This is a genomic window from Ruegeria sp. CDSC085, from assembly GCF_059610465.1.
In genome coordinates this window covers 295,109-315,396 of the sequence record NZ_JBXWNR010000003.1, presented here as the reverse complement: position 1 = coordinate 315,396, position 20,288 = coordinate 295,109, and the positions used below count along the sequence as shown (strand labels likewise).

General features: G+C 58.4%; 20 protein-coding genes and 1 pseudogene. 8 read left to right on the top strand and 13 right to left on the bottom strand.

All coding sequences use genetic code 11. The features are described 5' to 3' along the window. Window positions 1-1,030: 1,030 nt before the first annotated feature. Entirely contained in the window at window positions 1,031-1,720 is a 690-nt protein-coding gene (rpe, locus tag AC2FJB_RS07910) for a ribulose-phosphate 3-epimerase (protein ID WP_299898385.1), read from the bottom strand. 159 nt (window positions 1,721-1,879) lie between these two features. Beyond that, entirely contained in the window at window positions 1,880-2,086 is a 207-nt protein-coding gene (locus AC2FJB_RS07905) for a hypothetical protein (RefSeq protein WP_162896807.1), read from the bottom strand. Window positions 2,087-2,239: 153 nt separating this feature from the next. On the opposite strand from AC2FJB_RS07905, the gene phnG reads away from it, so the two are divergent. From phnG to AC2FJB_RS07875, 6 genes and pseudogenes are all read left to right on the top strand, one after another. After that, window positions 2,240-2,698, top strand: a complete 459-nt coding sequence (phnG, locus tag AC2FJB_RS07900; protein WP_496717826.1) for a phosphonate C-P lyase system protein PhnG — start codon at window positions 2,240-2,242, stop codon at window positions 2,696-2,698. Then, window positions 2,698-3,234, top strand: coding sequence for a phosphonate C-P lyase system protein PhnH (gene phnH / locus AC2FJB_RS07895; protein ID WP_496717823.1), 537 nt, complete (start codon window positions 2,698-2,700; stop codon window positions 3,232-3,234). Before phnG ends, phnH begins: the two co-directional genes overlap by 1 nt. A gap of 3 nt (window positions 3,235-3,237) precedes the next feature. Next, a pseudogene (locus tag AC2FJB_RS07890) lies at window positions 3,238-3,510 on the top strand (carbon-phosphorus lyase complex subunit PhnI); the annotation flags it as partial. A 106-nt stretch (window positions 3,511-3,616) separates the two neighbouring features. After that, window positions 3,617-4,213: an HAD family hydrolase gene (locus AC2FJB_RS07885; RefSeq protein WP_496717822.1), complete on the top strand. Its 597-nt coding sequence runs from the start codon at window positions 3,617-3,619 to the stop codon at window positions 4,211-4,213. Beyond that, window positions 4,210-4,998, top strand: a complete 789-nt coding sequence (locus AC2FJB_RS07880; RefSeq protein ID WP_496717821.1) for an alpha-D-ribose 1-methylphosphonate 5-phosphate C-P-lyase PhnJ — start codon at window positions 4,210-4,212, stop codon at window positions 4,996-4,998. Before AC2FJB_RS07885 ends, AC2FJB_RS07880 begins: the two co-directional genes overlap by 4 nt. After that, window positions 4,995-5,543: a ribose 1,5-bisphosphate phosphokinase PhnN gene (locus AC2FJB_RS07875; RefSeq protein ID WP_496717820.1), complete on the top strand. Its 549-nt coding sequence runs from the start codon at window positions 4,995-4,997 to the stop codon at window positions 5,541-5,543. Before AC2FJB_RS07880 ends, AC2FJB_RS07875 begins: the two co-directional genes overlap by 4 nt. On the opposite strand, the gene AC2FJB_RS07870 is transcribed toward AC2FJB_RS07875, so the two are convergent. Next, a complete protein-coding gene (locus AC2FJB_RS07870; protein WP_496717819.1) occupies window positions 5,525-6,208 on the bottom strand; it encodes a DUF1045 domain-containing protein in 684 nt (227 codons plus the stop codon). The two genes, AC2FJB_RS07875 and AC2FJB_RS07870, sit on opposite strands and share 19 nt — an antisense overlap. 52 nt (window positions 6,209-6,260) lie before the next feature. Between AC2FJB_RS07870 and AC2FJB_RS07865 the strand changes: the two genes are divergently transcribed. Then, complete coding sequence (locus tag AC2FJB_RS07865; RefSeq protein WP_496717833.1) at window positions 6,261-7,403, top strand: alpha-D-ribose 1-methylphosphonate 5-triphosphate diphosphatase; 1,143 nt, start codon at window positions 6,261-6,263, stop codon at window positions 7,401-7,403. Here the strand turns inward: AC2FJB_RS07865 and AC2FJB_RS07860 are convergent, their stop codons facing one another. From AC2FJB_RS07860 to AC2FJB_RS07830, 7 genes are read right to left on the bottom strand one after another with little or no spacing between them, the layout of a single operon-like run. Further along, window positions 7,404-7,880, bottom strand: coding sequence for a class I SAM-dependent methyltransferase (locus tag AC2FJB_RS07860; protein WP_117869830.1), 477 nt, complete (start codon window positions 7,878-7,880; stop codon window positions 7,404-7,406). Window positions 7,881-7,890: 10 nt separating this feature from the next. Further along, on the bottom strand, window positions 7,891-8,646 hold the full coding sequence (locus tag AC2FJB_RS07855; RefSeq protein ID WP_496717818.1) for a polysaccharide deacetylase family protein: 756 nt from the start codon (window positions 8,644-8,646) through the stop codon (window positions 7,891-7,893). Beyond that, window positions 8,643-9,785: a glycosyltransferase family protein gene (locus AC2FJB_RS07850; RefSeq protein WP_496717817.1), complete on the bottom strand. Its 1,143-nt coding sequence runs from the start codon at window positions 9,783-9,785 to the stop codon at window positions 8,643-8,645. Before AC2FJB_RS07850 ends, AC2FJB_RS07855 begins: the two co-directional genes overlap by 4 nt. Next, window positions 9,782-10,366 (bottom strand): histidine phosphatase family protein, encoded by a 585-nt coding sequence (locus AC2FJB_RS07845; protein WP_496685110.1) that lies wholly within the window; start codon window positions 10,364-10,366, stop codon window positions 9,782-9,784. The genes AC2FJB_RS07850 and AC2FJB_RS07845 overlap by 4 nt, the downstream gene beginning before the upstream one ends. Then, a complete protein-coding gene (locus AC2FJB_RS07840; RefSeq protein WP_496717816.1) occupies window positions 10,363-11,439 on the bottom strand; it encodes a glycosyltransferase family 4 protein in 1,077 nt (358 codons plus the stop codon). Before AC2FJB_RS07840 ends, AC2FJB_RS07845 begins: the two co-directional genes overlap by 4 nt. After that, entirely contained in the window at window positions 11,439-12,686 is a 1,248-nt protein-coding gene (locus AC2FJB_RS07835; RefSeq protein ID WP_496717815.1) for a glycosyltransferase family 4 protein, read from the bottom strand. Before AC2FJB_RS07835 ends, AC2FJB_RS07840 begins: the two co-directional genes overlap by 1 nt. Further along, the gene (locus AC2FJB_RS07830; RefSeq protein WP_299898412.1) at window positions 12,683-13,897 is read right to left on the bottom strand and encodes a glycosyltransferase family protein; all 1,215 of its coding nucleotides are present in this window, start codon (window positions 13,895-13,897) and stop codon (window positions 12,683-12,685) included. The genes AC2FJB_RS07835 and AC2FJB_RS07830 overlap by 4 nt, the downstream gene beginning before the upstream one ends. Before the next feature lie 390 nt (window positions 13,898-14,287). Here AC2FJB_RS07830 and AC2FJB_RS07825 point away from each other — a divergent pair, with 390 nt between their 5' ends. Beyond that, window positions 14,288-16,669: a mechanosensitive ion channel domain-containing protein gene (locus AC2FJB_RS07825; protein WP_496717814.1), complete on the top strand. Its 2,382-nt coding sequence runs from the start codon at window positions 14,288-14,290 to the stop codon at window positions 16,667-16,669. A gap of 86 nt (window positions 16,670-16,755) precedes the next feature. On the opposite strand, the gene AC2FJB_RS07820 is transcribed toward AC2FJB_RS07825, so the two are convergent. Genes AC2FJB_RS07820 through AC2FJB_RS07810 form a run of 3 tightly spaced genes read right to left on the bottom strand, consistent with a single transcriptional unit; the run spans window position 16,756 to window position 20,287 of the window. Continuing rightward, complete coding sequence (locus tag AC2FJB_RS07820; RefSeq protein WP_299898417.1) at window positions 16,756-18,111, bottom strand: CoA transferase; 1,356 nt, start codon at window positions 18,109-18,111, stop codon at window positions 16,756-16,758. Next, window positions 18,108-19,262, bottom strand: coding sequence for an ABC transporter permease (locus tag AC2FJB_RS07815; protein ID WP_117869823.1), 1,155 nt, complete (start codon window positions 19,260-19,262; stop codon window positions 18,108-18,110). Before AC2FJB_RS07815 ends, AC2FJB_RS07820 begins: the two co-directional genes overlap by 4 nt. Next, the gene (locus tag AC2FJB_RS07810; RefSeq protein WP_117869822.1) at window positions 19,259-20,287 is read right to left on the bottom strand and encodes an ABC transporter permease; all 1,029 of its coding nucleotides are present in this window, start codon (window positions 20,285-20,287) and stop codon (window positions 19,259-19,261) included. The genes AC2FJB_RS07815 and AC2FJB_RS07810 overlap by 4 nt, the downstream gene beginning before the upstream one ends. Between the last annotated feature and the right edge of the window lies 1 nt (window position 20,288).

The window sequence follows — 20,288 nt, the reverse complement described above, 5'->3', positions numbered from 1 at the left end:
AATAATCGGTAGGCCGGGCTTCAGCCCGGCACATCGTTGAAACAAAGAAGGCCGCCCAAAATCGGGGCGGCCTTTTTTGATCTACCGCTTAGCGGGACGAAGCGGCAACTGGCTAAGACTGCTTTCGTTGCACTGCGTTGCATGTGTCGGCATGATTGCCGTGCTGTCTGAGAGATGAGTCCGCAAATAGGGATGAAACAAATGAATTCAATCGTGAAGGTTGCCCCCATTGTAGTCACGACCTTGACTGCAATATTTGCACTTTTCGCTACAGGGACAAGCATCAGAGCAGGTGAAATACGATTCTGGGAGATGCCCAAGGGATGTAGTTGGACTGAGAAATACTCTAATGGAAACGAATGGGTGAGCACTTTCGTTGGTAAGCGGAATGGCGCTTTTAGGGTCGTTACTCGCAATAAAGTCGGTTCGCGCGAAAGAATAAGCACCACTGACTATAACGAAAGTGGGCTGATGACGCGTAGAGTTTGGGCCGGGAATAAATGGGAGAGCTTTGAGCCTCACAGTTGTTTCGGTGTTGTAGGAAAATGCACCTATACATCTCGAAACGCTGATGGCGAAGAGTTCGAGATTTCATCCAAAACGTCAGCGTTGGGCAACTCCGTTTTTCGAGTGGACACAAGTTCGTCTAAGACAGGAAAGTTCCCGGTCGATACTGTTCGGACTACTCACTTTGGACTGCAATTGTCTTCTGAAAACGCTAACTTTTCATCTACAATGACCGAACTTCGTAGCTGTAATCTTCCTATATCGTGACTGCATTTCGGTGGTTTGGTTAGACGTTTCGTCCCGCAATCGACTCAGCTCTAAACGGCTCCTTCGGGCTCAAAGCCGCCATTGCGACAGTATACTGTTCCTTCTTGGCCAAACCTCTCACATCCGTGCAAGTCGCTTGAGCTCTCACCTGGAACACCAGAGTAGGGTGTTCCCTCCTTGTCGGTTTCGAACGTGAATGGCCATGTACGCTTGTTTGTTCAGACCGGATAGGCTTGCGCGTTTTGTCCTACAAGCTTCACTGCTGAGCAGATTCAGCCGCAGCCCGTACCGCATTAATATTCTCGCCATAGACTTCGGGATTGGTCACCGACCCACCCTTGAACACCGCTGATCCTGCCACCAGAACATCAGCACCTGCCGCGGCAACCAGAGGGGCGGTCAGTGGGTCGACCCCGCCATCGATCTCGATATGGATCGGGCGGTCTCCGATCATTTGACGCAGCTTGCGGACTTTGTCGGTCATGTCGATGAACTTCTGGCCGCCAAAGCCCGGGTTCACTGTCATGACGCAAACCAGGTCTGCCAGTTCCAATAGGTGTTCAACTGTCTCGGCGGGCGTGCCGGGGTTCAGTGCGACGCCTGCTTTCATACCGGCGGCGCGAATGGCTTGCAGAGTGCGGTGTGTATGCGGGCCGGCCTCAACATGGGCGGTCAGGATATCCGCGCCCGCGTCCGCGTAGGCCTGAATGTACGGATCAACCGGGGTGATCATCAGGTGAACGTCCATCACCGTTTTGACATGTGGCCGAAAAGCTTTTACCGCCGGGGGGCCAAAGGTCAGGTTTGGAACGAAATGGCCGTCCATCACGTCCACATGAACCCAGTCTGCGCCCTGTGCTTCGATGGCCTGAATTTCCTGTCCGAAATTGGCGAAGTCGGCGGACAGGATAGACGGCGCGATCTTGATGGTACGGTCAAAGCTCATGGTGGCCTCGTATCAGCTGAAGAGTCGCGGATGCGTATACCCGTGGGGCGGTGGGATGGATAGCCCCCGCGAACGCTGTGTCGGCACAAAACTTTCACCTCGGTGCAACGCATCCGTTGAACGGCACCTGTAGCAGCCGGTTGGCAAGGATTGCGGGCGCTAGTTGTCGTGGTCTCGAACGTCCTGCGCGGGGCGCTCAATCGTTCTTCGCCGCATGCGGCCAGGTTCAAGCTTTTCCCAATGGACGAAATCCATCGCGCTATCGGTTTTCCGGATCGCCTTGACATTGTGGACAGCACCCGGGCGTATCCGGAAAGAGACGCGTAATATCCGCATCTGCGCGTCGCCGAACTGCGATTTCTTCATCAGAATCTCCTCTTTCATCATTCGAGAAAACTCTACTTTCAGACACCCCTAATTTTCGGGGGGATTACCGTCCCAGATTGCGTTTCGGCAACCTGGTGGTCAAAATTTGTCTAGTTGTGTGTTTCTGGTAGACACCTTGGCCAAGAGGCTTTGATGACAAACCAGACGGAAATCGAGATCAAGGCACGGAAGGAATGGGTGGGCCTGCTGGCGCGCGCGCCAGACGCCACCCTGATGACACTATGGGGCGGCATTCAGGACTGCCCGATTTTCGAATTGCTGCGCGGACCCGAGGTGGGGGGTGTCATGGTGCGTGGCCGCATCGGAGGCTCCGGCGCTCTGTTCAGCCTGGGTGAAATGACCGTTACGCGCTGCTCAGTCGTGTTGCAGGATGGTACGGTCTATCACGGATATGTTCAGGGCAGGTCGAAATCCAAGGCAGAAGCTGCGGCGTTGATTGACGCGACGGTGCAGACAGCAACTGCTGGAGACTTGCAGGCACGGTTGCGCGACCCGTTGCGACAGCAAATGCAGGCGTACAAAACCGCGCGCGCCGCAGAGGCAGCGGCCACCAAGGTTGAGTTTTTTACGCAGGTTCGGGGGGAAGACTGATGTCTGTTCAAATGCGGTTTTCAGGGGGCTCTCGAAACGCTCCTGTCGATGTGGCACATGCAATCCGCGCTCTGGCTGGCTGTGAACCACCTGCGCCCTTGTCCGTCGCGGCTGGCACGCTGATCCTGACGCTTTGCGACGCTGAGACAAACGTTCATCTGGCGGGCGAAGCCGACACCGACGCGGTGCGCGAATGGCTGACCTTTCACACGGGTGCACGGATGGTGGCAGCGGAAGAGGCTGATTTTGCCCTTGGCACGTGGGATGTATTGGGGCCGCTCGATACCTACCGTATCGGAACGCTGGAGTGTTCGGATCATTCCGCGACGCTTATTGTGGAACGCAAGCGGCTGGAGCAGAACGGTGCGGTTCTGAGCGGCCCGGGGATTCGGGACACTGCGCAGCTTTCTCTGCCGGATGCTGCGACGCTTCAGGGTAATGCGCTGCTCTATCCGTTGAGGTGTGATTTCTTTTTAACCTGCGGTGAGGCGGTCGCGGCCCTACCGCGTAGCACGCAGATCAGGTCGGAGGGTTAAGCCATGTATGTTGCTGTAAAAGGGCGTGAAGAAACCATCGAGAATGCCCATGCGTGGTTGTCCGAAGAACGCCGTGGCGCGACGGATCTGGCGGAACTGAGCCTGGCACAGATCCGTGAACAGTTGAGCCTTGCGGTGAATCGGGCGATGGCAGAAGGGTCCTTGTACGATCCCAACCTTGCTGCGCTGGAGATCAAACAGGCACGTGGCGATCTGACCGAGGCGATCTTCCTCGTCCGCGCTTACCGCGCAACATTGCCACGTTTGGTGTATTCCAAGAACAAACCAAGCTACAGCATTACGTCGTTTTCCAGTCCGAGCTGGAACTGGTCCACAAACTGCGCCGAAAGGCCGATGAGCGCACCTCGAAGGAGGCCCTAGAATGAAAACCGTCGTTTTTGATATCGGAAACGTGCTGGTCAAATGGGATCCGCATTTGGCATGGCTGGACGAGATGGGTAGCCGCGAGGCGGTGGCAGAGTTCCTGACGCGCATCGATTTCCCCGAACGCAACCTGCGGGCCGACGGGGGCGAGATCTTCGCTGATCTGGCCGCTGAACTGGAGAATGAGGAAGATCGGCAGCGCCTCAGTGTTTATGTTGAGCGTTATGCCAGAACCGTTCCACACAAGATCAAGGGAAGCTGGCGCCTGCTTTACCGCCTGAAAGAGAAAGGCCTGCCGGTTCACGCGATCACCAATTGGTCAGCGGAAACCTGGCCTGTCGGCGTGGGGGCACACCCCGAATTGGGCGACGTGTTTGGCGTTACTGTCGTGTCGGGGCAGGAGAAGCTGTTGAAGCCCCAGCCAGAGATTTTCCATTTGTTGTGCAAGCGGGCCGGGCTTTCACCTGAGAACTGCATTTTCATCGATGACGGGTTGCACAATGTCGAAGGAGCGTGTGCGGTTGGCATGGATGGGATCCACTTCACCTCGCCGCACGCGTTGGAACATGCCCTCATCGAAAGAGGCTGCTTATGAGCGCATACAATTTCGCCTATCTCGACGAACAAACCAAGCGGATGATCCGGCGGGCGATCCTCAAAGGCCTGGCCATGCCGGGGTGTCAGGTACCGTTTGCCAGTCGCGAGATGCCGATGCCCTATGGCTGGGGTGCCGGGGGCATGCAGGTTTCAGCCGCGACACTCACGCCCGAGGATACGCTCAAGGTGATCGATCAGGGCGCAGACGGCAGGACCAACGCCGTGTCCATCCGCAAGTTCTTTGAGAACACGGCGGGGGCCGCCGCCACCGAAGAAACGGAAAAGGCAACCGTCATCCAGACCCGCCATCGCATCCCCGAGGCAAAGCTGCGCCAGACCCTTTCTCTGCGTCGTGACACGTTGGACTATGTCAGCCAGTTCCTGCGGGTCGTGCCTCGGGTGCCGTTGCTGGACGATGTGGCAGAACCCCTGCGGACCGCTGGCTGTGACAGACAAGTTGCACTGGGCAAAGTATCCGGGTTGTTGAAACGGCTGAATATTCCCGAACGCCTGTGGATCCTCAGCGCGACGACCTTCTCGGGAGGCGAAAAGCAGCGGGTGAGCATTGCACGAGGCTTTGCGCACGAGTATCCGGCGATGCTGTTGGATGAACCAACGGCGAGTCTGGATGCGCAGAACCGTGAAACCGTTTTGTCCCTGATCAAAGAGGCAGGAAACAAGGGTATGACGATTGTCGGGATTTTTCAGGATTTCGACGCACGTGAGCGGGTTTGTGACCGAGAGGTCGATGTCTCGGAATTCACGCCGGGGATAGCGGCATGACGCTTGCCCCCGTCATAGCGATCGTCGGTCCTTCGGGTGTCGGAAAAGACAGCGTAATGAACGCGCTGGTGGCGCGAGCGTCGGGGTTTCTGCGTGTGCGGCGGGTGATTACCCGCCCCGAGGGCGAAGAGGGCGAAGACTTCGACCGGGTCTCGGTCGAGACATTTCAGCGGATGGAATGGGATGGTGCTTTTGCTTTGAACTGGCGTGCGCATGGGCTGTATTACGGCGTGCCGAAGACGATCACACAGCAGCGGCAGGTAGCCGAGGCCGTTCTGGTCAACCTGTCACGAACGGTGTTGATTCAGGCGCAGGAGGTGTTCGGTGATCTGATCGTGATTTCCCTGACAGCGGAGGCCGAGGTTCTGGCCAAACGCCTGTCCGCACGGGGGCGGGAAGGCAAGGCAGAACAGACGCGGCGCCTGGACCGGGCCCAAACGTCTTTGCCCAACGGTCTGAACCGGGTGATGGACATCGACAATTCCGGTGCGATGGAAGATACGCTTGCTGAAATCCTGTCGCACCTTCAACCGGAGAGCGCGTAGCGATGGGTCAGGTGAAACCGCCCGTCCTCAGCCTCGCCCGTCAGGGCCAGATCCGTGATCTGGAAGGGCCGCGGCAGCAATGGGGCCAGATGGGTTTGCAACACGTCCTGAGTTGTTCTCAGGGTTGGTTTGTCCAGCTTGCCGCTCAGCGTGATGTGAAAGCGGAACGCGTCCAGTACGAAAGGATAGCCCCACTGAACCAGGTTGGCGTCTTGCTCTGGGGTCAACCCGGCGGCGCGGCGGCGGGTCAATTCGGCCTCGGAGGTGGGCGCACGAAATTTGTCCAGTTCCCGAACACAGGCAGCAGCAAGCGCATTCAGCGCCTGGGTCTCACCCAGCGGACGCAGTGCGAGAAAGCGCCCAAACCGGGCGATCTCAAGGCCATCCAGCGACACAGGCGGTTGGCGGGAGGCGAGCGAACCGCAAGCCTCGTACAGGGCTTCGAACGTTTTGTCGTTGCGCAGTCTGAAGGGCGGTTTCAGGGTCGCGTGCAACCCGTACTTGCGCGGTACTTCCGTGACAGCGTCAACATCGATGCCTTCAACAATAGGATGCGTAACCTGCTTTCCCGCTTCCATGTCCCAACCCAGCCAGCTGGTTGCAAATTTCGTCCATTCCGCGCCCGCCGGTGGCGCAAAATAGATCGCGTATCGCGTAAATTTCATATCGGCCTCCTTTTGCGTGGCCTGCCTCGACCTCAAAATGCGTGAAGTTCAGATGACAGAAGACTTGATCCTTGCCAATGCCACGCTTGTATTGCCGCATGAAACCGTAACCGGAAGTGTCCGGATTGTGGGTGAGACCATCGCTGAAATCGACACTGGAAACAGGGTTCCTGCAGGCGCGATCGATTGCGAAGGCGATTATGTCAGCCCCGGGCTTGTCGAGTTGCACACGGACAACCTTGAGCGTCACATTCAACCGCGTCCACAGGTGAACTGGCCCCATGCCGCTGCAATTCTTGCGCATGATGCGGAATTGGCCAGCACCGGGATCACGACAGTGTTTGACGCCATGCGGGTTGGATCGATCCCGTCGGGCGCGCGGCGGTACGGGAAATACGCCCGCGGCCTGTCGCAGGAGTTGTGGGATCTGCGCGAACAGGATGCGCTTAAGATCAGCCACTTTCTGCACTTGCGGGCCGAGGTGTGTTCGGAAACTCTGGTTGAAGAGCTGAACGAATTTGGACCAGAAGACAGGGTTGGCATTGTGTCCATAATGGATCACACACCCGGACAGCGTCAGTTTCGAGATATGAACAAGCTGGAAACCTATCTGAAAGCCAAATATGCCATGGACGATGACATGTACTTTCAGCATGTGACGCAACTGAAAGGGCTTCGAAATCGCAATGGCGATCTGCACGAGGTCGAAGCTGTCAAGGCTGCCTGCCGTTTCGGAGCAGTATTGGCCAGCCATGACGACACGACGGAAGATCAGGTGAAGGTGTCCGCAGGTCACGGCATCCGTCTGGCCGAGTTCCCCACGACCGTCGAAGCGGCACGCGCCTGCCACGAAAACGACATTCAGATCATGATGGGTGCGCCGAACATTATCCGTGGGGGATCGCATTCTGGCAATGTTGCGGCCTGCGAGCTGGCCCGGCTTGGGTATCTGGACATCCTGTCTTCGGATTATGTGCCGTCGGCCTTGTTGTTGTCGGCGGTTAGGCTGGGCGAGATCTGGGGCGACATGGCACGCGGGATGAAGACGGTAACGCTGGCCCCGGCTCAGGCGGCAGGGTTGGAGGAACGGGGTGAACTGCGCACCGACGCCCGCGCCGATGTCATCCGCTTCCGGATGCGCGCGGATGTACCCGTCCCGAGTTCGGTCTGGGTGCGCGGTCGACGCGTGGCGTAATCAGGCCGTGTAGAACAGGTAACGGTCCGGGGCGATTGTCTTGGGCCCCTGGATCTGGGCAAAGCCGACCAGGGGTTGACCTGAAATCAACAACCCTCCGGGCTGCATGACTTTCTCGATCAGCGGGCTGAGCCGCTCTGCTTCGGCTACGTCCTGGTGCTTGATGCCGCGTCCGAAGTCGTAATGCGCCAGCGCGATCCTATGCCCGCCGGCTGCCAGCCTGTGCAGCATTGGTTCGGCTTCACCCTGCAGGAAATCCTCGGCCGGGGGGGTGCTGTTCGGATGGCATTGCAGGACACGGTCCATCACCCAGATTCGGCGCTCTGGCAGGATTTCACGCAGGTGGTCATAGGTGCGGCCATTGCCCAACCCCATGTCCAGCACGTCGCCCGGCTGACCGCTGATCCGCTCGGCTGCCCAGTTCAGTCCGTCGCGTTGGGCCGTCAGTCGGCGCAGCATGGAATCCAATCGGCTCATGGTGATGTCCTCATTCGTTCTTTGGCGCGACCCAGGCTGTGGCGGGCCCGCTCAGCAATTTACTCAGCAGGGCCTCGGTAAAGGCCCAGATGCCCTGATCATGAACCAGATGATGGGTCAATATACCAAAGGGTTCGGTGTTGTCTGAATGGCCTTCGCGTCGGTCTCGCAGAAATCCAACAATCTGTGCGATCAGGGCGTCGGGTGAGATCAAGCCACGCGACCCGCGCCAGTTGATCGGATCAAGATGGGTGTTGATCTGTTCAAGCCCCGGTGCGGCCAGACGTGATTTGCGGGGCGTTGCGGTGGACAGGATGCGGTATCCCAGCTTTGGCAACTGTTTGGCCATCTCGGGCGCAATGCGATTCCAGGGGGGCACGAACATCTGTCGCATATTGTCACCAAACAGGGACCGAAGACGCGCCATCCCGGCCTGTGCATCCGTCACCATCACCTCCAGCGGACGGTCGAGCCGAAACTCGGCCTTCTTCTCACCGCTGGGCGAATGGTTTGTATGTGCCCACCCGTGTACGACCGGAATAAGAGACGCGCGCCCGGCAACATATTCCGCCAGCGCAGGCGTCGCGTCACGTGGGATAACGGCCAGATGCACGGGCAGGCCCAGTTTTTCAGCCAGCTCGGAAAGGCGGTCCAATTGCGATGTTGGCGCAATGGCATCATCATCGCGCCACCACAGAGGCAAGGGCAAGCTTTCGGCACGCCAAAGGTTTAACTCGACATCAAGTGGGCGCCAGTCGGGGTTCATGTACGCTGCTCCAGCAGGCGCTTGGCGATGTGAACGGATTGGATGGCTCCGTCAAAACCGAAATCCTGTTGTACACGGGGACCGTCGGCCACGACACGCTCCACCGCCTGAGCCAATGTCGCCCCGCTCAACGCTCTGCTTTCCAGAACTTCGATTGCAGGAAGATCGGACAGGCTCTGCCCGCGCAGCCCTTGTTCTACCTCTTTGCCGTCGTCGAAAGGTACAAACACGGCGGCGGTACCACTTTGAAGGATATCCATAGCAGTGTTGTAGCCGCACATGCTGACCGACGCCGCTGCAAGGGGCAGCATCTGGCGAAAATCCGGCCGCACAGGTTCCAGAACAACTGAAGCACCTGCAGCCAGCCGGGACAATTCAGCGATCCGCGCCCGTGCATCCGTTCCACCGACCAGCAGGCGCCAGCGCCTGTTGGGCATCTTTCGGGCGGCCTCGATGGCCGCGCGAAAGATCGGTTGCCCAACAGATCCGCCGCCAGTGCTGACCAGGATTTCATTCTGACCCGCCGCGTCGGGGTGAGTTTGGGGCAATGCGGGCGCCACAAAGCCAGTGTAGTGAAGTCGCTTGGCCAGTCGGTCCGACACCGGCCAACTGACCGACAGGGGCGTAACGCTTTCGGTCGAATGAACCAGAATGCCGTCATAATACCGAGACACGATTTCATCCGCGCGCTCCGCCTTGGCGGGTTTGGAGGGCGGAGCCAGAATGTCTCGGATCGACCCGAGAATGACGGGACGCTCAGGCAAGGTGCTCGCCGCATTCAGGGCCGCATCGAACTCGGCCGAGAGTGATCGGCGGCCAAAGGGGTAAAGCTCGGTGATCAGGATATGCGGCTGGAAGCTTTTCACCGCCTGCACCAAGGCTGACTCACGCGCGGCGTAATAGGCCGCGTCAGCCTCTTCACCGCTTTCGGTCAGCAAACGGGTGAAGTTGGTTCCTTCTGACCTGAGAGGCGGCAAGCCGAACAGGGTCATGCCGGTGCTATCCAATTGCGGCGCGGGCATGCCACCCGTCACGACCATGACGTCTTGGCCATCATCCCGAAATGCCCGCCCCAATGTCAGCGCCCGGCTGAGATGCCCGGTGCCCAACAGGTGCGTGACGATGATCATCACCTTCATTGCGGGGCCTCGCGTTTGATCAGGCGAACGGGGTCGGCGTCGGCGGTCATGGTATTCATGTCGACGATATACAGCCGATTGCGTTTGATCTTAAAGGGGGCAGGGCCTTCAAAATTCCACCCCCAAGCCTGAGCCAGAATGACCCGCATGATTCCGATATGGCAGACCGCGACGGTATCCCGCTGCAACTCGGACAGCCACGGGTGAAGCCTGTCGCGAACCTCGGCCGGGCTTTCCCCGTTTGGTGGGCGGAAATCCCAGCTCCAACTCTCGATATGACGATACCCGCTGGATGTGTCCGCGATCAGGTCAACCCCGCGCAGACCTTCCCAATCGCCCCAGTTCATCTCGGTCAACGCGTCCGAGGTGTTCGGGTCGCGACCAGTCACGATTTGCGCCGTCTCACTGGCGCGGTGCAGGGGGCTGGACCAGATGTCAGCTTTGGCCCAGTCCTGCGGCAATCCATAGCCTGTAAGTTCGGCTCGGGCGTCATCGTCCAGCGGTATGTCGCTGCGCCCCTGGATCCGTCCCGCGCGGTTCCAATGGGTGTGCCCATGGCGGAGCAGTGCAAGCCGGGTCATGATACGTCCTTCAGTAGAGGTCGGAGGGTTGCCCACAAGCGCTCGGTCGCCTGTGGCATCAGGTGGCGCTCTGTCACGTAGTCGCGCGCTGCAGCGGCGAGAGAGTGGCGCAGCATGGAATCCGAAAGAAGAGCTTGCATGCCATCCGCAAATCCCTTGGCACCACTTGCGACAGACGGATAGGCCGCGGGGGACAGAACATCGCGTACGCCGGGCCGATCCTGAGCGACTACAGGCAATCCCGCGGCCTGCGCCTCAAGGTAAATCATCCCGTAAGCCTCATTTACTCCGGGCCAGGCAAGCAGAGACGACTGTTGATAGACGCGTTGCAATTCTTCCCGGTCAAGCTGACCAAGAAAACTCACCCGATGTCCGAATGGTGCCATCAGGGTCTCAACCTGCCTGCGCGCCGGGCCGTCTCCCGCGATATTTAGGTGCCAGTCTCCTGTCAAATGCGCCAGGGCCTCGGACAATATCTGATAGGACGCCAGCTTGTCCCCGTACCGCATCATGCCGACGGTCAGCATGGGTTCACCGCCGATGGCGGCGGGGGGCAATTCGGCCATTGGCAGGAACGGAGGCAATTCGACCAAAGCCTGATCGCCAAAACGATCCCGCTCCAAAGTGATCAGGTCGTTGGCCGTGTGATAAAAGATCACATCCGCTGCATCGCAGGCCTGATGCGCCGCCTCGGCAAATTCAGCCCACGGCCCGCTTAACCGGCTGGATGCGCGGGTGCTTTCCAGTTGCACATAGGGAATGCCGTGCGCCTTGCAAACCCGAGGGCCCAGCAGGTCAGGTGCCTTGTAATAATTGTGGTAGGTCACCCAAAGACTAGTATCTGAAGGCATGTCAGAGATAAGTCGTTTCGCTTCATCCTCTGCCGCGCGTCTCAGGGCATGTTGCAAGTCTTCGTCGCCGCTTTTGTCATAAATGCGCAAGTCGGTCGCCAGATCGACCGTATCACCCTCTGCGGTCAGCGCCTGCATCAGGTTCCTGGCCATTTCACGGTCGCCCGAAGGTTTCGGGCTGTCAGGAGATTTCATCGGGGCATAAAACGCGACCCGCGCCATTACGCGTTTTCCATGCACATGGAATTGAGGCGTTCAGACAGCCGTGCGATGCCGGGGGCCATCCGAAACTCGGCTTGCAGGCGATCATAGGCTGCACGTGCCATCCTTGCGGCCTGCTGCGGATCGGTTGCCAAACCTTCAATGGCTTCTGCCAGCGCCGATGGGTCGTCATCGGACAAAACCCCATGCGTTCCGGTTTCAATAAACTCGGGGATCGCCGAGACCGGAGTCGACAGGATTGGCAACAGCTGAGACGCGGCCTCCATCAACACATTCGGCAACCCGTCGCGGTCTCCGTCCTTCGCGATGCGGCTGGGCAGAACGAACAGGTCGGCATCACGCATCGCTTCGATGACCTCCGGCTGGTCGCAGGCCCCTTTCCAGGTGATCCGGTTCGCGATGCCGGCTGTGTTCGCCAGCGCCCGCAAAGCATCACCCAATGCGCCACCACCGATATGGGTCCAGTGCCAATCCAGGTCATCGGGCAGCAATGCAAAAGCCGCGACCAGACGATCGAAGCCTTTTTTCTCGACCAGCCGCCCGACGGAAATCATGTGAAAAGGACCGCCCGCAGCACGCAGCCTTTGCGTTGGCGGTTCAGGAAAGCGAGACAGGTCCAACCCGTGATAGATCAGATCCACGCGCTTGGGGTCATCGGCCAGGCTGCGCAGATGATCCGCTCCGATGGCTGTACAGGTGGCGCCAAACGTGGCCCCGTAGGATGCGGCTTTCAGCTTTTCACGTTTTTCCCAATCCGGCGACGTCCAGATATCCTTGGCATGAGCCGAAAAACTCCACGGCAATTCGCGCATGATGGCGGCGTAACGGGTAACGGACGACGGCGTGTGCATGAAATGAGCGTACAACCCTTGCGTCTGGGCAGGCAATTCAGCGGCCAGAACACAGGCTTGCCCAAACCGGCGGATGCGATTTGGTGTCGGGTCGCGCTTCAAGTCCTGACGCCAGATCCGATAGGCCCTGTCGTAACCGGGAAGCGTTTGGGCCAGGGTCCGTGCCGCCCAGACCCGTTTGGGTTCGTCATGAAGATACTCGGGCAGGTATCGGACCTGCCCTGTGAAACGGTCATGCAGAGGGTGGCGTTTCGTGTCGGTCGGGTGCCGCAAAGACCAGATGTCAAAATGATGTCCGGCATCCTGCAACGCGACAAGTTCCTGCGCGATGAACGTTTCAGACAGTCGTGGCCAGCCTTTGACCACAACCGCCAGAGTAGGGGAATCTGAGGTCATCCGGTGGCTCGTTCCTGTTCCCAGGTCAGCATGCTCTCGATGCGGTCCGTGACATAGTCCAGCCCGTCCAGCAATCCGCTCTGGATGGTTTGGGACGGCAGGGATTGATGCGGCAGTTCCCGAATGGCACGGATCATCGAATCCGGTGTCAGGCCATCCCGGTTTTCATCCAGCATCCGCACGAGGCCCAACCCTTCTGCACGCGAAGCCCGAATCCACTGTTCCAGCCGGGGCGTGGTGCGCGGGACGATGACCGCGCGTTTGTCGAAGGACAGAACCTCGCAGAACGTGTTGTAGCCACCCATGCAGACGACGCCTTTGGCGCCTGCAAAAAGTGTTTCGATTTGGGATTCGAAGCCAACAGCAGTGACACGACCGTTCAGAGCCGCGACGCGCGTTTCGAAATCCTCTCGCAACTCGCCAGACAGGAAGGGACCGTAGACCAGAACCGCGCGCGGTGACAGATCCGGATCTTTTTCGTATGCAGACAGAACGAGGTTGACCATCGCCTTGCCATCGCCGCCACCGCCGGGCGTGATCAGGATATAGGGTTGTTCCGGTGGTCCGCCGACTGGGCCTAGATCACGGCGCAGATACCCCGTCCAGTGAATGCGGGACTGCGCCGCCGGGCTCAGGGGCAGCCCCTGTGTCGGGTCATAAATCGACTGCAAGCCGTAAACCCAGATTTCGTGATAAAACCGCTCGGTCGCATCAATGGCTTCCTTGCGCGCCCATTCAGCGGCCAACACTTCGGGTTCATCCAGAACATCGCGCAACCCAAGCACCAGTTTCGTTCCGCAGTTGTGTTGCAGGTATTTCAGGGTCGGAAGCAATTCCCCCCGAAACCCTGTCGGTTCCTTGTCGACGATCAGAATATCGGGGTCGAATTGCTGAACTGCTGTTTGAATCAGACCCGACCGCAATTCGGTCACTTCTTCGATGCCCATCCCGATTGTGCGCGCAGCATAGGATCCGTCAGCACGTTTGGTCACACCGGGCAGGCGCACGTGATCGACGCGGCGGGGAAACGTAAACCGACCGGCCACAGGCGAGCCGGTCAGAATCAGTGCCGACGCGCTTTGATCCGCCTGCGTGATCGCAGCCGCCAAAGCCCGCGACCGGCGAAGATGGCCCAGCCCGAACGTGTCGTGGCTGTAAAACAGGATACGCGGCGCGCGGTCCGGTTTGGATTTGGTTTTGCTAAGGCTCATAGTGTTGCCCGTCTTCTTGATCCCGGTTCGAAATCCGCGCGTTTGCAAGCGTTACTGTATATTTCCCAGCCACGCTTGCCAAAGGAGGAAATGCTCTTCCGCAAATGTTCCAAACATTGCGATTTGGCAACAGCATATCGGCGATTTCGCGACATATCGCACCAAGGCTTGAGAGGGATCACAAAAGAGCAGGTGAACTGGCAAAGGGGCAGGGCCTTAAACTTCTGTTCGTTCATATTCAATTTTCACCAGATTGAAAACATCCGTGATCAAACAGTGCGTCAAGAACACGCCGGATCACGATGTTGAGCAGGTCACACCCGAGTGTTTGAACTGCCTGAAACCCTTCTGTAGTCTGGCCGCTATCGGAAAAGCTGGATGCAAAACCCTATGAAACACACCTTTCTGGCCGCAATAACTCTGGCTTTGTGGGCTTTTGTTCTGGCACTTCCGGTCAGCGTCTCAGCGCAGTCGTCGTTGATTCCGGGGTATAGCTCGGGCAGTTCGTCTGAAACCACGCAAGAAAGTGATTTGGCGGAGGCAATTCGCGCGGCCAGTGAAGCCGGGGCAAGTGTGATCGTCATCGACAGCGCTGGGCAGGTTGTGACAACAGCCGGCAGCGCGGATGCGGGCCCGGATGATGCGGCCAGCGATTCGAACAATCCCATGGGTGGCGGATCGCAGCTGATGAAGGCGCAGGAGCGGTTCTCGAAATTCCGTGAGTCGATGCAATCACGGCTTGAGGCGCTGCCGTATTCGGTGTTCGAAGTGAAGTATGTCCTGCGTCAGACCAGCCCGGACGGTCGTATTCAGACCTATGTCGAAGTTCTGGGCTGGAACATCCTGTTCCTGTTGTTGGGGCGCTGGCTGTCTATCGAGATATATGGAAAACGCATCGCGCGCCGCTGGGTTGTTGCGCGGATCAAGGATGAACCGCAAGGCTACCGCGAAAAGATGCCCTTCCTGCTGTTCCGGTTCCTGATGGGGATCGGAGCGACGATTTTTGCGATGCTTATGGCGCTGATCGTCGGGTATCTGTTTTTTGGCGAAGCAGACGATATCTCGATCCAATTCACGGTCACGGCGATCTTCACGGCGTTCTTCCTGTCGCGCACGGTGTCCGATCTGTGGCGGATGGTTTTGTCACCCTACCTGAGCCAATATCGACTGCCACCGTTCTCGGACCGGGATGCCAAGCGGCTGTATCTCTGGGCTTCTGCACTCGCGACCTATGACATCACGGTTGTTCTGTTTTCGACCTGGGTTGCGGATTTCGGGCTGAATTATAACGTCTACGCCATGGTCTATGGCTGCCTGACAATGTTGGGTGCTTTGGGCAATATTCTGATGATCCTTTTCAATGCCCGGGCCATTTCAAATGCAATCCGTGGCGGACGAGCGCCGGATCAGGTGTCCTGGTTGTTACGGTTCGTATCCTTCGGCTGGGCGCCTGCACTGATCGTCTATGTCGTGTTCAGCTGGTTCCGTCTGGCTGTTGATCTTGCACTGGAGAACCCAACGCCGCTGCCGCTGATCGCAAGCAGCTATATGATCTTCATGTCCGTTGTTATCGCCTATGGTGCGATGAACTACGTGCTGGAGCGGTATTTTGACCGTTCACGCAAGATCAACGAGATAAACGAAGAAACCGTCATCGCCGCCGCTGATGCGGATTTCGAGCCCGTGGAAACGCCCGAGGCAGAACAGCGCAGACAGTATCTTCTGACCTATGAAGATCTGGCGCGTCGGGTAGCTGGAATTCTGGCATTTGTGATCGGTGCCTATGCCCTTGTGGTGATTTGGTATCCCGAGGCGGACTGGAGCCAGGACCTGCCGGTTGCACGCGTGCTGGATGTGATGGTCATCATCTTCATCGGCTACGTTCTGTTTCATTTCTTTCGCATCTGGATCGACAGCAAGATAGCGGAGGAAGTCGATGATGGCACCGAGGCCGAACTGGGCGATGAGGGCGGAGAAGGCGGCCAAAGCCGGCTGGCGACACTGCTGCCATTGTTCCGCGGCGCTATTCTGGCCGTTGTCGTCGTGACGATCATGCTGATCGTTCTCATGGAACTTGGTATCAATGTCAGCCCGTTGTTTGCAGGTGCTGGTGTGGTTGGTCTGGCCGTTGGCTTCGGGTCTCAAACACTGGTGCGAGATATTTTTTCAGGGGCGTTTTTCCTGATGGATGATGCCTTTCGGAAGGGTGAGTACATCGATATCGGAGACGTCAAGGGAACGGTCGAGAAAATCTCGGTCCGGTCCTTCCAGCTGCGTCACCATCTTGGCGCGCTGAACACGATTCCTTTTGGTGAAATCAAAGTCCTGACCAACTATTCCCGTGACTGGGTGATCATGAAACTGCCGCTGCGCGTGACGTATGACACTGACGTGGAAAAGGTTCGCAAGCTGATCAAGAAGCTGGGTCAGGAGTTGCTGAGCGATCCTGTGATCGGAGAAAATTTCATACAGCCGCTGAAGTCCCAGGGTGTGATCGAAATGCAGGATTCAGCGATGATCATCCGGGTCAAGTTTATGACCAAACCGGGCGATCAATGGCTGATACGCAAGAGGGTCTATCAGGAAATTCGCGAGCTGTTCGCGCGGGAAGGCATCAAATTTGCGCATCGCGAAGTCACCGTGAGGTTGGCGGATGGCAAAGAGGCCGAAGAGCTGACACCTAAACAACGTGAGGCCGTGACAGGTGCGGCGCAGGCGGCGATTGATGAGGATTATCTGGACGATATCGGGCCAGGCGGCGATGATCGTTAGGGGCGCTCTCGTCGCTTTGGACTACGTCTCTGACGAGACGCCACCCAAAGCGTTGGGCCCGGCCGCGCGTCCCGCGCGGCGGACGGTCAGTTGGCGGTGAAGGGCCAGACAGGTTTTGAATTGCCTAGTTTCGACGCTGGCAAATCCCAACGCATCGTCGCTTCGCCGACCCTCAGCGCAGGTTTGAGGCGATGGCCGGGACCCCAGCCGGAAGTCTCTGTTGCCGTGCTGTAATCTGTTGTTGCCGGGCTGATGGGCGCGGATTCTGCTTCGTCTTTTCCGAGCACGGCCAGAAGTTCGGCGGTACGCGCCAGAGAGAGATGCGCGTGCATGATGGAATTGCCCGATGCGGCCTCGGCCAGTGCGGAGAGTACAGCAGCAGCCATCAGGTAGCCCGTTGCGTGGTCCAGAGCCTGAACCGGCAACGGGGTCGGTTTGTCCGCGTCCGCCCAACCCATCCCGGCATGAGCAATACCCGCGCTCATCTGGACAAGGCTGTCAAACCCGCGTCGGGTCGACCATGGACCTTGCCAACCATAGGCATCCAGCGTGACTTCGATCCGGTTCGGAGCCAGGTCGTCACGTTTGGCCCGCGTCAATCCCAGAGCATCCAGCGCGCCGGGGCGATACCCGTGTACGAACACATCGGCCTGAGACAACAGCCCGTGCAGACGTTCGAGACCAGCTTCCGATTTCAGGTCAAGATAGGCGCAGTGTTTCCCCAGCGAGATGTCCGGGATCACCCCCGGTTCATCCCAGTCAGGTGGGTCGATGCGCAAAACCTCGGCCCCGAAACCGGCCAGTGTTCGCGTTGAAACCGGACCGGCCAGAACACGAGTCAGATCAAGCACCCGCAACCCTGCCAGAGGCCGATCAGCGGTGGCCTGAGGTCTGTCGCGCAGCTTGACATAACGTGGCCCTTGCCAGCCAATCAAGGGGTCACGCGACACGGCGCGGCCCTGCGGGTGGTCAAGCCACTCGGTCCGGCTGCGCATGGCAGCCGCCACGCCACCTTCGGCGACAACTGCTGTTTCCAGTTCCGAAATTGCCCAGGACCTGACAGCTTTTGCTACCGCTTCGCGCTCGGGCTGGGTGCCCAGGACCCTCAAAGCAGCAGAGCGATGACGGGGCAGGTTTGTGTGCAACCGGATCCAGCCATCCGCGGCTTTGTAATCGCCCGCGACCGCGTCCCACAAACTGGGCACGTCCCAACCGTCTGGTTTGAAGGAATAGCCGAACCACATAGATGCCAGCCGGTGATCAATTGTGACCTCAGGTGTCTTCGGAGATAGGTTGAGAGCCTGGATCAACCGGGCCATTTCCCGTCCCACAGCTGCAAAGCCGGCGGTGGCCAGTTCGGAAACGGCGAAGACGCTTGGCAAAGCGCCTCCTCCAAGCCTGTGATAGCTGTCAACAGCGGGAAGAGTGGCCAGAAGGCTCATTGCTGATAGGGGTCGAGACTGTCGCGCAGCCCGTCGCCGAGGAAGTTGAACGCCAGCACAATGACGATGATCGGCAACATCGGGATAGCCGTCCACGGGTAGATCTCGATCGAAGCGAGGTTCTGCGCGTCATTCAGCATCACTCCCCAACTGACGGCAGGTGCACGCAAGCCGAGGCCCAGAAAACTGAGCGCGGTTTCACCCAGGATCATAGCCGGGATCGACAATGTGGCCGATGCGATCAGATGCGACATGAAGTTTGGCAGAAGGTGTTTGCGGATCACCCGGCCAGAGCTTGCCCCCATCATTTCAGCCGCACGCACATACTCTTCCTCGCGCAACGACAGGAATTTCGCGCGAACCGAGCGCGCCAGACCTGGCCAGTCGAGGATGCCAAGGATGATCGAAATGATAAAGAACACTGCGACCGGGCTCCAGTTCGAGGGCACGGCGGCTGAAAGGGCCAGCCACAACGGCAGTTCCGGCAGCGAACGCAGGATTTCAATAACCCGGTTGATGGTCCAGTCGATACGACCGCCGAAATAACCGGCCATCGAACCGAAAAGGATGCCAAGAAAGAACGACACCGAGATACCAATCAGACCTACCGTGAGAGACAGCTGCGCGCCGTAAAGAATACGGCTGAATATATCTCGGCCCAACCGGTCGGATCCCCACAGGAACAGCGTAGCCCCCTGTGGGGCACAGAACAGGTGTGTGTCTGACGGGATCAATCCGGCCAGCTTGTACTCCGAGCTTTCGCAGAAGAACCTGATCGGGCGCGGATCTTCTGTGTCCGGGACAAACTTCCATTGGAAGGTCTCAAGGTCCGCTTCGGCTACGATCGGGTAAACGTGGGGGCCGATAAATTCGCCCTCATGGAACCAGTTTACCGATTGTGGCGGCGCGTACAGGTGCTCTCCGTTGCGGTCGTTCGGGCCATAGGGCGCGATGAAACCCGCAAAGGGCAGCATAAGGTAGCATAGCAGCAGGAAGATACCCGAGATCAGGCCCAGCTTATGGGTTCTGAACTTGCGCCAGACCAGCACCCAGTTGGGGGCATCCAGATCGGCGCGTTCCAGTTGCTGAACCGAGGCCTGCGGATCAAACGGCGCGTCATCGACGTAGCGGTTGTCAGGACGATCAGTCATGCTTCACGCCCCTCGTACCGAATGCGCGGATCCAGCATCACCAGCAGGATATCCGAGATCATCGTGCCGATCAGGGTCAGCAGGGCGACGAACATCAGGATGAATGCTGACAGAAACTGATCCTGCGTCTTCAGGGCTGTCAGGAGGGTCGGGCCAATGGTCTGAAGGCCCAGAACGACCGAGACCAGAACAGAGCCGGAAACCATCGACGGCAGCAGGTTGCCGATATCTGCGACAAAGGGGTTGAAGGCCACTCGCAGCGGATATTTGGTGAGCATCCGAGACGGGGCCATGCCTTTCGCGATGGCGGTTTCCACATAGGGCTTGCCCAATTCGTCCAGCATATTCGCGCGCAGACGCTGCATCATCGCCGATGCGCCTGAAGTGCCGATGACAAAGGTCGGTACGATCAGGTGGATGAGGATGGATTTCAATTTCTCCCAAGTCATCGGCTGGCCTTCGAAACTTGGATCCATCAACCCCCCGATTGGCAGGTTGAAATATTGGTGGCCGTAGTAGAACAGGATCAGCGCCAGCAAAAAGTTCGGCGTTGCCAGGCCCAGATACCCCACGAAGGCCGAGGTGTAATCGATCCATGTTCGGGACCGCGCAGCGGCGATAACGCCCAGTGGTAGTGCCACGGCATAGACAAACAGGATCGCAGCCAGATTGACCACAACCGTCAACCAAAGCGTGTCACCGACGATTTCAGAAACGGGGCGGTCGAATTCAAAAGACCAGCCATAATTGCCCTGGATCAAACCGGAAAACCCGTGCGGTCCGGGCCAGAAACCTATCCAGATCAGGTATTGTTCCCACATGGGGCGATCCAGCGCGTATTCAGCGCGCAGGAACTCTGCCTTTGCGACACCTGCCGACTGGCCCGAGGCCTGAAGTTCCGCGATCTGGTTGCTGAGATAGTCGCCGGGCGGAAGGTTGATGATTACGAAAACCAGAACCGAGACCACCAACAAAGTCAGCAGCATCGTGAAAAAGCGATACACCACGTAGCGCAGCATGATCATT

What these genes read in the sequence shown, in the direction of transcription:
- AC2FJB_RS07875 (WP_496717820.1), top strand. Translation starts at nt 4,995, where the DNA reads ATGACGCTTGCCCCCGTCATAGCGATCGTCGGTCCTTCGGGTGTCGGA.
- AC2FJB_RS07830 (WP_299898412.1), bottom strand. Translation starts at nt 13,897, where the DNA reads ATGAGCCTTAGCAAAACCAAATCCAAACCGGACCGCGCGCCGCGTATC.
- AC2FJB_RS07855 (WP_496717818.1), bottom strand. Translation starts at nt 8,646, where the DNA reads ATGAACCCCGACTGGCGCCCACTTGATGTCGAGTTAAACCTTTGGCGT.
- AC2FJB_RS07865 (WP_496717833.1), top strand. Translation starts at nt 6,261, where the DNA reads ATGACAGAAGACTTGATCCTTGCCAATGCCACGCTTGTATTGCCGCAT.
- AC2FJB_RS07810 (WP_117869822.1), bottom strand. Translation starts at nt 20,287, where the DNA reads ATGATCATGCTGCGCTACGTGGTGTATCGCTTTTTCACGATGCTGCTG.
- phnH (WP_496717823.1), top strand. Translation starts at nt 2,698, where the DNA reads ATGTCTGTTCAAATGCGGTTTTCAGGGGGCTCTCGAAACGCTCCTGTC.
- AC2FJB_RS07845 (WP_496685110.1), bottom strand. Translation starts at nt 10,366, where the DNA reads ATGACCCGGCTTGCACTGCTCCGCCATGGGCACACCCATTGGAACCGC.
- AC2FJB_RS07850 (WP_496717817.1), bottom strand. Translation starts at nt 9,785, where the DNA reads ATGAAGGTGATGATCATCGTCACGCACCTGTTGGGCACCGGGCATCTC.
- AC2FJB_RS07840 (WP_496717816.1), bottom strand. Translation starts at nt 11,439, where the DNA reads ATGGCGCGGGTCGCGTTTTATGCCCCGATGAAATCTCCTGACAGCCCG.
- AC2FJB_RS07905 (WP_162896807.1), bottom strand. Translation starts at nt 2,086, where the DNA reads ATGAAGAAATCGCAGTTCGGCGACGCGCAGATGCGGATATTACGCGTC.
- rpe (WP_299898385.1), bottom strand. Translation starts at nt 1,720, where the DNA reads ATGAGCTTTGACCGTACCATCAAGATCGCGCCGTCTATCCTGTCCGCC.
- phnG (WP_496717826.1), top strand. Translation starts at nt 2,240, where the DNA reads ATGACAAACCAGACGGAAATCGAGATCAAGGCACGGAAGGAATGGGTG.
- AC2FJB_RS07860 (WP_117869830.1), bottom strand. Translation starts at nt 7,880, where the DNA reads ATGAGCCGATTGGATTCCATGCTGCGCCGACTGACGGCCCAACGCGAC.
- AC2FJB_RS07880 (WP_496717821.1), top strand. Translation starts at nt 4,210, where the DNA reads ATGAGCGCATACAATTTCGCCTATCTCGACGAACAAACCAAGCGGATG.
- AC2FJB_RS07835 (WP_496717815.1), bottom strand. Translation starts at nt 12,686, where the DNA reads ATGACCTCAGATTCCCCTACTCTGGCGGTTGTGGTCAAAGGCTGGCCA.
- AC2FJB_RS07820 (WP_299898417.1), bottom strand. Translation starts at nt 18,111, where the DNA reads ATGAGCCTTCTGGCCACTCTTCCCGCTGTTGACAGCTATCACAGGCTT.
- AC2FJB_RS07870 (WP_496717819.1), bottom strand. Translation starts at nt 6,208, where the DNA reads ATGAAATTTACGCGATACGCGATCTATTTTGCGCCACCGGCGGGCGCG.
- AC2FJB_RS07825 (WP_496717814.1), top strand. Translation starts at nt 14,288, where the DNA reads ATGAAACACACCTTTCTGGCCGCAATAACTCTGGCTTTGTGGGCTTTT.
- AC2FJB_RS07885 (WP_496717822.1), top strand. Translation starts at nt 3,617, where the DNA reads ATGAAAACCGTCGTTTTTGATATCGGAAACGTGCTGGTCAAATGGGAT.
- AC2FJB_RS07815 (WP_117869823.1), bottom strand. Translation starts at nt 19,262, where the DNA reads ATGACTGATCGTCCTGACAACCGCTACGTCGATGACGCGCCGTTTGAT.